The 15032-nt window shown below is 30.6% G+C and carries 12 protein-coding genes; all 12 read left to right on the top strand.

All coding sequences use genetic code 11. The features are described from left to right. The first annotated feature begins 68 nt into the window (after window positions 1–68). The 12 genes from F3K33_RS21010 (at window position 69) to F3K33_RS20955 (ending at window position 14803) form a co-directional block, all read left to right on the top strand. Window positions 69–542 (top strand): metal-dependent transcriptional regulator, encoded by a 474-nt coding sequence (locus tag F3K33_RS21010; RefSeq protein ID WP_039771583.1) that lies wholly within the window; start codon window positions 69–71, stop codon window positions 540–542. Window positions 543–742: 200 nt separating this feature from the next. Then, window positions 743–2128, top strand: a complete 1386-nt coding sequence (locus tag F3K33_RS21005; protein WP_039771585.1) for a L,D-transpeptidase family protein — start codon at window positions 743–745, stop codon at window positions 2126–2128. A gap of 132 nt (window positions 2129–2260) precedes the next feature. Further along, window positions 2261–3994, top strand: a complete 1734-nt coding sequence (locus F3K33_RS21000; RefSeq protein WP_039771587.1) for a flavin monoamine oxidase family protein — start codon at window positions 2261–2263, stop codon at window positions 3992–3994. A 118-nt stretch (window positions 3995–4112) separates the two neighbouring features. Further along, window positions 4113–5504, top strand: a complete 1392-nt coding sequence (locus F3K33_RS20995; protein WP_017209082.1) for a L,D-transpeptidase family protein — start codon at window positions 4113–4115, stop codon at window positions 5502–5504. 146 nt (window positions 5505–5650) lie between these two features. Further along, window positions 5651–6337 (top strand): response regulator transcription factor, encoded by a 687-nt coding sequence (locus F3K33_RS20990; protein WP_017209081.1) that lies wholly within the window; start codon window positions 5651–5653, stop codon window positions 6335–6337. Then, entirely contained in the window at window positions 6324–7730 is a 1407-nt protein-coding gene (locus tag F3K33_RS20985; RefSeq protein ID WP_039771590.1) for a HAMP domain-containing sensor histidine kinase, read from the top strand. Before F3K33_RS20990 ends, F3K33_RS20985 begins: the two co-directional genes overlap by 14 nt. Window positions 7731–7997: 267 nt before the next feature. After that, window positions 7998–8981: an efflux RND transporter periplasmic adaptor subunit gene (locus F3K33_RS20980; RefSeq protein ID WP_012060258.1), complete on the top strand. Its 984-nt coding sequence runs from the start codon at window positions 7998–8000 to the stop codon at window positions 8979–8981. A 19-nt stretch (window positions 8982–9000) separates the two neighbouring features. After that, a complete protein-coding gene (locus F3K33_RS20975; protein ID WP_017209079.1) occupies window positions 9001–9654 on the top strand; it encodes an HlyD family secretion protein in 654 nt (217 codons plus the stop codon). A 12-nt stretch (window positions 9655–9666) separates the two neighbouring features. After that, window positions 9667–11259 (top strand): DHA2 family efflux MFS transporter permease subunit, encoded by a 1593-nt coding sequence (locus tag F3K33_RS20970; RefSeq protein ID WP_012060256.1) that lies wholly within the window; start codon window positions 9667–9669, stop codon window positions 11257–11259. Continuing rightward, entirely contained in the window at window positions 11225–11704 is a 480-nt protein-coding gene (locus tag F3K33_RS20965; protein ID WP_012060255.1) for a MarR family winged helix-turn-helix transcriptional regulator, read from the top strand. Before F3K33_RS20970 ends, F3K33_RS20965 begins: the two co-directional genes overlap by 35 nt. A 411-nt stretch (window positions 11705–12115) precedes the next feature. Continuing rightward, entirely contained in the window at window positions 12116–13519 is a 1404-nt protein-coding gene (locus F3K33_RS20960) for an APC family permease (protein WP_012060254.1), read from the top strand. A 555-nt stretch (window positions 13520–14074) separates the two neighbouring features. Further along, the gene (locus tag F3K33_RS20955) at window positions 14075–14803 is read left to right on the top strand and encodes a FadR/GntR family transcriptional regulator (RefSeq protein WP_039771594.1); all 729 of its coding nucleotides are present in this window, start codon (window positions 14075–14077) and stop codon (window positions 14801–14803) included. The last annotated feature ends 229 nt before the right edge of the window (window positions 14804–15032 follow it).

The raw sequence follows: 15032 nt of genomic DNA, 5'->3' as shown, positions 1-15032 counted from the left end.
ATAATTTAGACATAACTGTTGGTAAGATAAAAATACCCCAAATATAGTAAAATTGGATGGTGAGAAATATGGAAAAGAATTTTCATACTGCAAGAGGATATGAAAATATAAATTTGACAAGAAAATTGCTTACTCCTTCAATGGAAGATTATTTAGAAATGATCTATAGATGCAGCATGGAAGAAAAAGTAGTTAGGCTAAACAAAATAGCACAAATGCTGAATGTTCGCGATTCATCAGCATCTAGAATGATGAAAAAGTTTGGAGAATTATCTCTTATAAAATATGAAAGGTACGGAGTAATAATTCTTACTGAGGAAGGAATAAATATAGGTAAGTATTTGCTTGAAAGGCATAATATAGTAAAGAAGTTTTTGGAATATTTAGAGTGTAAACGGGATATTTTAGAAGAAACAGAATTGATTGAGCATATTATTAGCAGCGAAACTATTAATAATATAGATATGCTAAATATGTTCTTTGCTGAGAACATAGACGTGTTAGAAAGGTATAGAAATTTTAAAAAGAGAAATAAAGAATAGTAAATATAATTTTTTGAGGTCTTATAAAGTATGAGATAATTTGTAAATAAATTTATGTATATTGAGTATTAGGCATTACCTAGTAAGATAATATAGGATGTTTTGTAAAAGAATGAACTTGTTTAAAAATAAATGGGTAAATAAAGCATACATTATTTATTCTATACATTTGTATAATGATAACGGGGTGAGACGTTATTATGGAAATGCAGAAAAATAAACACAAAAAACTTTTAATAGGCATTATAGTTTCATGTTTTACTTTACTTGCCATATATTTGGGGCTGGCAATCTATTTTATGAACCACTTTTATTTCGGTTCTACGGTTAATTGTATTAATGTTTCGGGTAAGACTGTACACGAAGTAGATGAAGAAATGCCAAACGAAATAACAAATTATACTTTGAAATTAAAGGAAAGAGGAAATAATGAAGAACAAGTTAAAGGAAATGAGATAAATCTTAAGTATAATCCAGATGGAAAAGTTCAGGAACTAAAAGATAAGCAAAATCCATTTAATTGGCTTATGTCATTATTGGGAACCAATGATTCTACGATAACAAATGTAGTTACTTATGATGATGAGTTACTAAAAAAAAGCATTGATAATCTTTCATGTTTTAATAGTAATAACGTAAATGAACCACAAAACCCTAGTTTTGAATATACAGATGATGGATATAAAATTACTGATGAGGTATATGGTAATAAAATTGATAAGATGGCGCTACATGATAGTATTGTGAATGCAATTCTTAATGGGAAAACAACATTAGATTTGGATTCGAAGGATTGTTATGAAAAGCCTCAATATACTTCAAAATCTCAGGAGGTTATTAATACTAAAGATACCCTTAATAAATATGTATCCTCTAAAATAACATATAATTTTGGTGATAAGACCGAAGTAATAGATGGATCTATAATAAACAAATGGATTAACGTAAATAATAGTTTAGAAATTACACTTGATGAACCAAAAATCAAAGAATATCTAAACAGCATATTGAATAATTACAATACAGTTGGTAAGAGAAGAAATTTTGTTACATCGCTAGGTGCCACTGTGCAAGTTAGCGGAGGAGATTACGGTTGGTTAATTAATAATAATGATGAGGAAAAAGAATTAATTTCAAGTATAAAAGAGGGACAATCTGTAAGAAAAGAGCCTAAATATACACAATCAGCAATGTCTCCTGGGAGTAATGACATTGGCAATACTTATGTAGAAGTAAATATGAGCAAGCAGCACGTATGGTTTTATAAGAATGGTTCTTTAATAGTAGAGGGAGATGTGGTTACAGGAAATGTAAGCAATAATACGTCAACACCTACTGGGGTATATTCATTAAAATACAAGCAAAGAGATGCTACTTTAAAAGGTCAGGGATATAGCAGCCCAGTTAATTTTTGGATGCCCTTTAATGGAGGAATAGGCATTCATGATGCAAGTTGGAGATCAGTATTTGGAGGAAGAATTTATTTGACAAATGGTTCTCATGGATGCGTAAATTCTCCATATTATCTAGCTAATACTATATTTAATAATATTAATGAGGGAACGCCTGTGGTTTGTTATTATTAAATTTCTATAAAATCATCAATTTAGAACTTAATAGACTAAGATTAAAAATGAGACTAGCTTTTAGCTGGTCTTTTGCAGCTGCTAGAATAATATATTTAACTATAGTGATTTTGTTTAAAGGAGTGGCTTTATTTGCCTAGAGAAATAAATTTTATTCAACCAGATAATCCAACTGATGAAGAAAGGCATGAAATGTTAAGGATAACTTTAGAGCAAGCGAATCGTATTGAAGATTTTAATAATATAGTTGAATTATTAAGTCCACCGCAAGATATTACAACAATTTTACCGCCTGGAAGTTGCTCAGGCATTAAGGTTGGGATAATAGGAGGAGGTATTGCAGGTTTAGCCTCAGCCTTTGAACTTAGAAAACTAGGTTTTGATATTACTATTTTTGAAACAGAAGAGAAGCGAATTGGAGGTCGGGTCTATACTTATTATTTTGATGAGGAGAAAAAACTTTATGGTGAATTTGGTGCTATGCGTACACCAGTAGGTCATGAAACAACATGGCATTATATTAATACTTTTGGTATAAAAACAAGGCCATTTATTCAAAATAATAAAAATGCATTATTTTATATAAGACATAAACGTGCGAGGAATGATCCTCAAGGTAAAAGTGTAATGGAAAATATATACCCGGAATTTAACTTGACTGAGAGGGAACGAAATACTCCATGGCAGAAAATAATTGGAGATGCATTGTCAAGTAATTTATTAAAAATACCTCCCTCCATAAGAAAGGAATTATTAGAGGTAAAAGAAAATTATTCAGATATAATTAAATATGTTGGTAGTCTTGGAATAAGGGAAGTACTTGAAAAGATGGGTGTAAGTGAAGGAGCAATAGAGCTAATTTCTGGAGTTGCACCTTTTCTAGGTTCATTTTATTATAATAGTTATTCTGAAAATTTAATTGAGGAATATACTGTAGATTATGCATATAGGTACGAAATTGTTGGTGGAGCAGTAAATCTACCACTAGCTTTTTATGATTCGTTAATGTCTAAAAAACCAAAAGAATATAATAATATTAGAGATGAAGAATTGGGAAAAGTATCTTGGGAAAGTGGAAAGACAGTAAAAAGCATATATAAAATTAATGATATAGAGGATAAAGTAGTGTTAGAATATGCGGATGAGAAGTTATCTAAGCTTTATAGTCAAACTTTCGATTTCGTTGTTTGTGCAATACCTTTTTCAAGCCTTAGAGATGTGAATGTATTTCCTATGTTTAGCAATGAAAAAATGCAGTCAATAAGAGAAGTTTTTTATACATCATCTCAAAAAACTCTTTTTATGTGTAATGAACGTTTTTGGGAAAAAGGAAATGATAATGAGAAGATAGTTGGCGGAGGATCTAATACTGATTTGCCAATTCAAACCATATGGTATCCTAGTCATAGTATTAGTACTAGTTATGGTGGAGTAACAAAAAATAAGATGAATGTTTCTGTTGGAAGAAAAAGAAGTGCTAAGGATAATCAAGGAGTTCTGATAGCGTCATATAATTTAGGGTTAGACGGAATACGCGTAGGAAGCTTAGATGATAATGCACGATTTGAATTGATTAAAAGGCAAGTTGAGGATGTCCAGGGTCTTCCACGAGGATATCTTGATTATATAGTTGAAGATCATAAAACTGTTGACTGGGATAGGGAAAAAGGATTTTATGGAGCATTTTGCTACTTTATGCCTCAGCAGCAAAAACTTTTTTCTAATGCGATGGTAAAACCAGAATATAATAATAGAGTATATTTTGCAGGAGAACATGTTTCTTTGACGCATGGATGGATAGAAGGATCTGTAAGTACTGCAATGAAAGCTGCAAATAAATTAGCAGAGTACTGTAAAAGTATGTGAGAGTGAGCTACCTTTAAATAGAAATGCATTTTCTATTTATGGTGGCTTTTTTTGGTGAAAAATTATATATTAATAATTTAGATTTTTTAGTATAATAGTAGCGAAGGGAGTAGATATAATGAGAAAAAGAAGAAATAAAAGTAGTAACAAGGTTATGCCAGGGGTTATAATTTCTCTCTGTACTTTGGGTGCTATATATTTAGGTATGTCATTATATTCTATTAATCATTTTCACTTTGGAACCGTAATTGATGGGGTTAATGTTGGCGGGCAGACCGTTGAGGGAGCAGAAGAAAAGCTAGCTGCCCAAATGCAATCATATGCATTGGAATTAGACGAAAGAGGAGATGTAAAAGAACAAATTAAAGCTAGTGATATTGGATTAAAATATAATTCTGATAAAATCAAAGAATTAAAGAAGAATCAAAGTTCATTTGCTTGGCCTAGTACATTTTTTAAGAAAAATAATTCTGAAGCATCCCAGATAATTATGTATGATGAAGAACAACTAAACCAAACACTAAATAAGCTTTCTTGTGTTAGTAACAAGAAGATAACCCAACCACAAAATGCTAGCTTAAATTATAAAGATGGAGAATACGAGATAGTAGATGAAGTTTTAGGAAATAAGATAAATAAAGATGCTTTACATGATAATGTAGCTAATGCGATCCTTGATGGGAAAACATCAATAGATTTAGATTCAAGCAATTGTTATGAAAATCCTAAATACACTTCAAAGTCAGATGAAGTAACTGCAGCAAGAGATACACTTAATAAATACATAGGATTAAAAATTACGTATGATTCAAATGGCAAAAAAGAAGTTTTGGATGGATCTACTATACATAACTGGCTTGGAGTAGATGACAATATGCAAGTTACAATCAATGAAGATAAAGTTCGGAATTATGTATATAAAATATCTAGCATTTATAATACTTTTGGTAGCACAAGAGATTTTGTTACAGCAACCAAAAAAACAGTACAAGTGAGTGGCGGTAATTATGGATGGATTGTTGATAACTCTAAAGAAGTAAAAGATTTAATAGAAATTATAAGGAATGGACAAGATGTAACAAAGGAACCAAAATATGCACAAAATGCATTTGTAAAAGGAACTAACGATATAGGGAATACTTATGTAGAAGTCAATCTTACTAAGCAGCATGTATGGTTTTATAAAAATGGAGCTCTAGTTGTTGATGATGATGTTGTTACAGGAAATGTAAGTAATAATACGGGTACACCAGTAGGGACATATGTTCTAAATTACAAAGAGAAAAATGCAACATTAAAGGGTGAAGATTATAGTTCACCAGTTGATTATTGGATGCCTTTTAATGGAAATGTAGGTATTCATGATGCTAGTTGGAGAAATGGAGTGTTTGGTAAGCAGATATATTTAACAAGCGGTTCACATGGATGCGTAAATTCACCTTATAATTTAGCAAAAACAATATTTGAAAATATTGAGCCGGGAACTCCAATTATAGTATATACTGAATAATGTACTATTTAATTTATATTTGTTAATAAAATTGTAATACTATTGAAATAGTATAAATAAGTGAAGTTATGCTAATATAAAAGCAGGTTTATAGATTAAAAATCTTGAACCTGCTTTTAATTTTAACATTAGAGAAGGTGTATATTATGGATATAAAAATTCTTATAGCTGAAGATGACAATATATTTCGTGATTTAGTATGTGATATAGTAAGAAAGGAAGGGTACATGCCTATAGAAGCGTGTGATGGGGAAGAAGCTATTAATATGTTTTTTAATAATAATGATATTGATTTGGTCATATTAGATGTAATGATGCCAGTGTACGATGGGTGGGAGGTTCTTAAAGAGATAAGAGAAAAATCTGAAGTGCCAATAATTATGCTGACAGCATTAGGAGATGAAAAACATGAAGTGCTAGGGCTTAAAAAAGGTGCGGATGATTACATTGGAAAACCGTTTAGTTATGAAATATTTGTTGCACGCTTGAATAACATCGTAAAGAAAGTAAAGAAGAAATTCTCAGACGAAATAGCTGTAGGAAACTTAAGGATATATCAAAGAACTCATAAAGTAGTGATTGATGATGAAGAAATCAAATTAAATCCAAAAGAATATAATCTTTTACTGTATTTAGTTGGAAATGTTAATACAGTTCTAAGCAGAGAGCAGATATTGGATAAAGTATGGGGATATAATTTTGATGGTGATATAAGAACTATAGATACGCATATAAAAACTTTAAGGGCTAAACTTTCGGAACAAGGAGATTGGATAAAAACTATAAGAGGAAGTGGATACATGTTTGAGGTAGAAAAATATGAAAACAATTAAGACAAAATTATTTTATATATTTATGGTTCTTATGATTTCATTAGTTTTAGGTGGGATAATTTTAAATTCAGTTTTCCTAGAATCATATTATATTTATAAAAATAAAGGAGTCTTAGTGTCAGTAAGTCAGAAAATTAAGGATGAATATATGGAAGGAGAAAAAGACAATTATCAATATGTAGACACAATACAAAGTGTTGATAACATTAATACAATAATTGTTGATAATAATTATGATATAAAATACAATTCTATTCATCCTAAATCAAATGATGAAGAAAAACGTCTATCCAAGGAGATTAAGCAAACTATTATAGAAAATGAAAAAAGACTTTCGAAAAAGTATGTTTACTATATTGATGAGAAAAATAATGATCAAAGGACAAAATTAGTATTTGTTTCACAAATTGAGAATGGAGATTTTATTATTCTAAAGAAGTCTTTTAAGAGTATTCATGAGAGCGTAGTAATTGCAAATCAATTTTATATATTGGCAGGACTTATAGTAATGTTTATTGGTGCTATATTTATTATTATTTTCTCTAATAAAATAACAAAGCCAATTATAGAAATGAGTAAAATTGCTGAAAATATATCTAATCTTAAATTTGACAAGGTTGTTGATATAGATTCGAAGGATGAAATAGGAAGGCTAGGAAATAGTATAAATAAGATTTCTGACAAGCTTAACAAAAGTATAGATGAACTTAAACAAGATGTGGAGCGTAAGAAAGAACTTGTAAGGAATATGTCTCACGAATTAAAGACACCAATTGGGATAATTAAAGGGTATGCGGAAGGACTCAAATTTGGAGTGGCCAATGATAGGGAAACAATGGATAAATATTGTTCGATATTAGTTGAAGAATGCGATAGAATGGATAGCTTGGTTAAAGAACTTTTACATTATTCTATGATGGAAGGTGGAATGATTAAACTAAATGTTGTATCATTTGATATTAACAAATTTTTATGCAAAATTGTAGAACGATTTAAACCAGTAGTTGGTGAGAGAAATATTACTTTCACTTTAGATTGTGTGAAAGATTGTGAAATACATGCTGATAGAGACCTGCTTGAGAAGGCTATAAATAATTTCATTACGAATGCCATCGATCATGTGAAAGGCAGAAAAATTATTAATATAATAGGCAAGAAAGAAGAAAATAAAATAAAGATAGGTGTTTTCAATACTGGTGATAACATATGTGAGGAAGAAATGGATAAACTTTGGGATGTATGCTATAAAGTGGACAGGTCGAGATCTAGAAAGTATGGAGGTCATGGTATAGGCCTGTCATTAGTGAGATTGATTGCACAACTTCATGGTGGAATTATTAAAGTGAAAAATGTGGAAGAAGGGGTGACTTTCTATTTGGAAATACCTGAATAGATTATTGAATATAAATTTATCCCAAATATAAGAGAATATTAAAGTCATGCAAAATATATATGCATGACTTTTTTGATATAAAATATATTTATATTTAAAATACATGAAAAAGAGCAAGGGATTTTTGCAAAAGGTGTATACGATTTCGAAAAAAATGTATAAATTCATGGAATAATATTCTTGATAACAAGGACAATCTGCTGTATAATACATACTGTTAGTATGCGAACAATATGCATAAAAATAATTCGTACATGGAGGGTTAATATGAAAAAGACTATGTTAGTTTGTTTAGTTGTAGCACTAATGTTAAGTGGTTGCGGTTCGACTAATAACGGAAATACAAGCAATAATTCAAAAACTGCTGAAACTACTGCAGAGCAAGCTAAAAATAAATACATAATGGCTGGAAAAATAGAAGCAAATGATCAAGCAAATATAGCCTCAAAAATTTCAGCAAGAGTTTCAGAAGTACTAGTTGATGTTGGGTCAAAAGTAAATGCAGGGGATACTATAGTTAAGTTAGATACTCAAGACTTGCAAGCACAAGTGAATCAAGCACAGGCAGCGGTTGATACTGCAAATGCGACGTTAACTAACGCTATGAATTCTACACGTCCAGAACAAATATCTCAAGCTCAAGCAACTTTAGATAGTGCAAATGAAGCTTATGATGTTGCTAAGAAAAACTATGATCGTACTAAAGCTTTAGTTGATGCGGGAGCAAATACTCAGCAGCAACTTGAAGCTGCACATCAACAGCTTACAACTGCAGAGTCACAACAGAAATCTGCACAAGAGCAATTGAACATGCTTAATAATGGAGCAACACAAACAAGTATAGATGTTTATAAAGCTCAAGTGGCACAAGCAGAAGCTGCTTTAAAAACTGCACAAACAACATTAAATAATGGAACTCTTACAGCGCCGATTTCGGGTGTAGTAAATGCTAAAAGTATTAATGTAGGTGAGATGGCATCTCCAGGTGCAACTCTTGTTTCAATATCTAATCCGGATGCTTTAGTGGTAAATGCATATGCACCTTTAGATATTGCAGGTCAGCTTCAAGAAGGACAAGATGTGGTAGTTAAGGTATCAGAAGTAGATAATGTTGAATTTGACGGAAAGATAACTGTAATAAATTCAAAACTAAATTCGCAAAGTAGAAATATTTTGGTTAAAGTTAGTTTAGCAGACCCAAATTCACAATTAAAGCCTGGAATGTTTGCTGAAATTGGATTAAAGGAATAAGGGAAGAGGTGACTTGAATATGAAAGGAAAGCGTAAAATATTAATTATTGGAATATTGTTGGTAATTGTGGTAGCATTAGGTAGTATAGGATTCTACTATTGGTATGAAAATGCATACTATGTTTCAACTGAAGATGCAAGAGTTAATGCAGATTTTGTTAGTGTAACTCCACAAATTTCTGGTAAACTACTAGAGCTTAATGTTGATGAAGGAGATAAAGTAACAAAAAATGAAATACTAGCGCGTCAAGAAATGAATAATCTTCCAGACACAAGTGTAGAACAATCTTTAGTAAGAGCACCTATTGATGGAATTATAGTAAAGAAGCAGGGAACTGTTGGAGAACTTTTATCAACAGGTCAAACTTTAATTACGTTAGTAGATCCAACTAAGCTTTATATTTCTGCTAACATAGAAGAAACAAAACTTGAAAAAGTAAAAGTTGGACAACCAGTTGATATTACTATTGATGAATATGATTCACAAAAATTTAGTGGAAAAGTAAAAACAATAGGTGAAATATCTAATTCTGCTATATCACTATTACCATCATCAACAAGCGGAACCTTTACTAAAGTAGTTCAAAGAGTACCAATAAAAATTGAACTTGATAATTTTGATGATAAGATTCTTCCAGGAACTAATGCAGTTATTAAGATTCATATTAAATGATGAGGTGATATAATGGGAGAGAATAATAACGAATCATTAGCAAGTAGTTGGTTAGCGTTAGCTGTAGTTATTATAGGTACTTTCATGTCTATACTTGATAGTAGTATAGTAAATATTGCTCTTCCTAAAATGATGGCTGTTTTTGGAGTATCTTTAGATGATATAAAGTGGGTGTTAACAGCTTATACATTGGCGCTTGGTGCTATTATACCACTTACTGGATATTTACAAGAAATTTTAGGAGCTAAAAGAATATATGTATTTGCTTTAGCGATGTTTACAGTTGGATCTATGTTATGTGGTCTTTCTTGGAGCAATACAAGTATGATAGCATTTCGTGTCCTCCAAGCCATTGGAGGAGGAATGATAATGCCAGTAGGGATGTCAATAATATATCAAATATTTCCTCGAGAAAAGATTGGATTAGCACTTGGATTTTGGGGAATAGCTGCGATGGCAGCACCTGCAATAGGACCTACTTTGGGTGGATATATTATTGAGAAGATGGACTGGAGACTTATTTTCAATGTTAATGTCCCAGTAGGGATAGTAGGAGTAATATTGGCCTTAATTTTATTAAAGGGGACAGAAAGGAAACCTTTTAAATCCTTTGATATAATTGGATTCTTATCTTCCACTGTAGGGCTAGTAAGTATACTATATGTTCTAGGTGAAGGTTCATCAATTGATTGGTCAAAACTTGAAAATCCAATTTTGATGACCCTTGGATGTTTAAGTCTTGTATTATTTATAGTAAATGAATTAACTCATCCAGATCCATTATTAGATTTAAGAGTTTTTAAATTATTTGATTTTACAATTAGCCAAATTATAACTAGTGTATTAACTCTAGCTATGATGGGCGGTGTTTACGTATTACCATTATTTTTACAGAATATAAGAGGATATACACCTATGGAAGCCGGATTAATAATGTTGCCGGGAGCTCTGGTAATGGGAATTATGATGCCTCTTAGCGGTAATTTATTAAATAAAGTTGGCGTAAAAGCACTGGTTATACCTGGACTTATAATACTTGCAGGCGCTTCATATGAACTTGCAACAGCTATAAACATGAATTCGAGTAAAGACTATATCATACTTGTTAATTGTATAAGGTCCATTGGAATAGGATTGAGTATGATGCCGATTAGTACTACCGGGATGAACGTTGTTCCAGCACATTTAATTAGTAGAGCATCAGCTCTTTCAAATACCTTAAGACAGGTGGCTGGTTCAGTTAGCGTTACTTTAATGTCTACTCTTATACAAGGAAGAAATGATTATAATTATGCAAAGTTATCTGAACAAATTAATGTATATAATCCAACTTCTAATAGCACAATAAGTACATTAACTAAAGCATTTATGGGAATGGGAATGGATACAAATACTGCTAGAGCTTCTGCAGTATCTTATATAGTGAAAATAATTCAAGGTCAAGCGTATGTAGATGCTATGTCATATTCAGTTGTAGTAACTGTTGTTATAGTATTCGTGACTATATTCTTAGCTTTATTTATGGGTGGAAAGAAAGAGCCTAAAAAAGAAAATAAAGAAGGTGAAAAAAATGAATCTACAGGAGGGGCCCTCATCGCCGAATAATGAATTACATCAAAAACAAGCGGATGAGATTATTGGGGTATTTAGGAATATTAGAAAAGAATTAAGCTGTAAGTTTGAAAAAATTGCAAAAGATTGCGGATTTACAGCACCTCAATTAAATGTTATATTTCATTTATATATGATGCCATCGATAACTCTAAATGAATTAAGTGATCAGATAGGATTAACTAAAAGTACAGTTTCAGGAATAGTTGATCGTCTTGCAAAACAGGGAGTTGTTACAAGAGAAATACCAAAGGAAAATCGTAGAATTGTAAGATTGTCAATTTCAGCGGAATTTAGGAAAAACAATGATATTTGCAAAATGAAAAAAGAGTTTATATCAAATCTTATACTAAATTCTATAAAAAATACAGATCCAGAAGAAGTAGAAAAAATAATTTATGGATTAAAACAATTCAGTATATTACTGAATAATAATTAGAAAATTGTAAAGCGCTTTATTCATATACAATTATTTTAGGATAGTTTTTATGAGTGAAGTGTTTTTCTTTAAGAAATTTATAAAAGGCCAAAGTAAGACTGATTTTATAATTCTTTTATTTGGATCGGAATCTTTTTAAGTTTAATGTCCAGGTGAACTGTAATTGGCTAGGTGATAAATGGGAAATATGACGTTCAATGTAGTAGCCGAAATCTTGTTATTTTTATTAAAAAAAGAAGTAATATATGTGTTAATTTAATAAAGTTAAAGTGAAATTATTTGTATATTTTAATTGAGTTAGTAATATAATTAAATGAAGGCTAATTTTGTCGAAGATGTATACAAAGGTAAAAGTATATTATATTATTTTAATATAAAAATTAAAATAATATAAGTGGGAGAGAAAAGTTTATGTCTGAAAAAAACAACAAAAAAATTGTTTGGTATACCTTAGCATTTATGGCTTTTTCAACAGTTTGGGGTTTTGGTAACGTTATCAATGGTTTCTCTGAATATAATGGACTTAAGTCAGTAGTATCTTGGATCCTGATTTTTGCTATTTATTTTGTACCATACGCATTAATGGTAGGAGAGTTAGGATCAGCGTTTAAAGAATTTGGTGGTGGTGTCAGTTCATGGATAAATGAAACAATAAGTCCTAGAGTTGCCTATTATGCAGGATGGACATATTGGATTGTTCATATGCCTTATATTTCACAAAAACCATCAAACTTTATGATAGCAACAAGTTGGGCTATATTTCAAGATAAAAGAATTAGCAGTATGGATACAAAGTTACTACAAATAACATGTTTAGTAATTTTTTTGGTTGGACTTTATATAGCTTCTAAAGGATTAAATCCGTTAAAAAAATTAGCTACACTTGCAGGAACATCGATGTTTGTAATGTCAATTTTGTTTATTGTTTTAATGGTAGCTGCACCTGCTATTACTAATGCGCATTTAAATTCTATAGATTGGTCTATAAAAACGTTTATGCCCGCATTTGATATGAAGTTTTTTACAGGTCTATCTATATTAATTTTTGCAGTTGGCGGTTGTGAAAAGATTTCGCCGTATGTAAACGAAATGGATGATCCTGAAAAGGGATTCTCAAAGGGTATGATTGCATTAGCTGTTATGGTAGCTGTATGTGCAATTTTGGGAACAATTTCTCTTGGAATGATGTTTGATTCAAATAATGTGCCTAAAGACTTAATGACAAATGGAGCATACTATGCCTTCCAGAAGTTAGGGGAATACTATCATCTAGGTAATTTATTTGTTGTCGTTTATGCTATTACTAACATGATTGGACAGTTTGCGGTATTAATTATATCTATTGATGCACCTTTACGTATGTTACTTGATAGTGCGGATAAGAATTTTATTCCTGAAAAAATGTTTGTAAAAAATAAATATGGCACATATAAAAATGGTCATAAATTAATTTTAATAATTGTTTCAATTTTAATAATAGTTCCAGCCTTTGGTATTGGGAACGTAGACGAGCTAGTGAAATGGCTAGTAAAATTAAATGCTGTGTGTATGCCACTTCGTTATTTATGGGTATTTGCTGCTTATATTGCATTGAAAAAAGCAGGAGAAAAATTCAAGCCAGAATATCAATTTGTAAAAAACAGAACTGTTGGTATTATAATTGGAGCATGGTGTTTTGCATTTACTGCTTTTGCATGTATTAGTGGTATGTATACAGCTGATAAATTTCAATTAGTTCTTAATATTATAACTCCTTTTGTATTACTTGGGCTAGGATTTATAATGCCGTATTTTGCACGAAAGAACAATAATTAATTATACAATAAAATATTTGGCTCTAAGTGTTATAACTTAGGGCTGTTTTTTATTGTACAAAAAACTATGAATTTATTAAATGCTAAATGGCTTATTATATAAGGATTTAGTGATATAATTGCGTATACATCGGGGATTATGAGATTATAAAAATAAACGGAAGTGGAGGGCGGCGTAGCTAGCTTTTATAAATGAATAATAATTAATCAGAATCTTTGAAAAGTTTTAATACTAAAGCAGTGTAGATTATAGTAGATAGAGAATTTAAATACTTTATAAATAATTATGGAAAGCGTATAGGATTTTAAAGAGGAAAATTGGTGCATTAAAAATATATTTAAAAGGTCTTTTAAATTGTTGTATTTTTAAGTATTATAATAAGTGAATGCTAACATTTTAATTGTCCTCCATATTATTTATCATGCTTAACAGCGGGTGTATAACTTGGGGGATAAAACTTATTTTTTAAAATAATAAAGCGAGTTAAGTTGGCAGGGTTAGAAAATACTTTTGAAAGAACTTTTAAGCTGCAAGATAGTAGCATTTGGAGGCAATATGTCAGATATTAGAGAATTGAGTTTTAATGATACAAATAGTTCAACAAAATCACTAGGAGAGCAAACTTCAGAAAGAATTGTTCGATTGATTATAGATAATGATTGGAAATCTGGAGATAAGTTACCTAATGAATATAATCTTGCAAGTAGCCTTAATGTAGGAAGAAGCACTATAAGAGAAGCTATAAAGGCTCTGGTTTCACGGAATGTTTTAGAAATTAGACGTGGAGCTGGAACTTTTATTTCTGATAAATGTGGTATTGCTGATGATCCCCTAGGATTAACGTTTGTAAAAGATAAATATAAATTAGCGCTTGATTTATTGGAAGTAAGATTTATGATAGAACCATCAATAGCATCTATAGCTGCTACAAAAGCTACTGAGGAAGAAATCGAACAAATGTCTAGCCTGTGTGACGAAATAGAGAGCCTTATCTTGAAAAATGAACCGTATTTAGAGAAAGATATAGAATTTCATACTGCAATAGCTAAGAGTAGTAAGAATTTGGTTATTGTTAATTTAATTCCAATAATTAACAGATCTATTACTATATTTATAGATATTACAAATAGAAAATTACGTAATGAAACAATAGAGACGCATAGGGAAATTTTAAATTCAATTAAGGAACATAATGCTAATGGAGCCCATGATGCGATGCTCTTACATTTAGTATATAATCGAAGGAATATCTCAAGTATTATAGCGAAGGAAAAAAATTACTAATTGTTTTGACTTGATGAAATACATCTGCTCTTGTTTTGGAGAAAGGTGTATTTTTTTGCTGCTATTTTAAATACATCAGATGAATGTGCATGTTTTATATTGCTTTTTATAGAAAAATAAGAATTAAAACAATGAATTCAAAAAAAATTGACAAATACATCAGATGTGATATCATAAATACATCAGATGTATTTAAACGGTGTCAAATAAAGATTAAGGAGAGAAATAG

The organism is Clostridium beijerinckii (assembly GCF_008705175.1).
Lineage (GTDB): Bacteria > Bacillota > Clostridia > Clostridiales > Clostridiaceae > Clostridium > Clostridium beijerinckii.
Note: the sequence above shows the minus strand (reverse complement) of the source record. Positions and strands in the feature narration are given on the sequence as shown.

Bases quoted from the DNA above. Each gene is read 5' to 3' on its own strand.
- F3K33_RS21010 (WP_039771583.1), top strand. From the start codon at position 69: ATGGAAAAGAATTTTCATACTGCAAGAGGATATGAAAATATAAATTTG.
- F3K33_RS21005 (WP_039771585.1), top strand. From the start codon at position 743: ATGGAAATGCAGAAAAATAAACACAAAAAACTTTTAATAGGCATTATA.
- F3K33_RS20995 (WP_017209082.1), top strand. From the start codon at position 4,113: ATGAGAAAAAGAAGAAATAAAAGTAGTAACAAGGTTATGCCAGGGGTT.
- F3K33_RS20990 (WP_017209081.1), top strand. From the start codon at position 5,651: ATGGATATAAAAATTCTTATAGCTGAAGATGACAATATATTTCGTGAT.
- F3K33_RS20985 (WP_039771590.1), top strand. From the start codon at position 6,324: ATGAAAACAATTAAGACAAAATTATTTTATATATTTATGGTTCTTATG.
- F3K33_RS20980 (WP_012060258.1), top strand. From the start codon at position 7,998: ATGAAAAAGACTATGTTAGTTTGTTTAGTTGTAGCACTAATGTTAAGT.
- F3K33_RS20975 (WP_017209079.1), top strand. From the start codon at position 9,001: ATGAAAGGAAAGCGTAAAATATTAATTATTGGAATATTGTTGGTAATT.
- F3K33_RS20970 (WP_012060256.1), top strand. From the start codon at position 9,667: ATGGGAGAGAATAATAACGAATCATTAGCAAGTAGTTGGTTAGCGTTA.
- F3K33_RS20965 (WP_012060255.1), top strand. From the start codon at position 11,225: ATGAATCTACAGGAGGGGCCCTCATCGCCGAATAATGAATTACATCAA.
- F3K33_RS20960 (WP_012060254.1), top strand. From the start codon at position 12,116: ATGTCTGAAAAAAACAACAAAAAAATTGTTTGGTATACCTTAGCATTT.
- F3K33_RS20955 (WP_039771594.1), top strand. From the start codon at position 14,075: ATGTCAGATATTAGAGAATTGAGTTTTAATGATACAAATAGTTCAACA.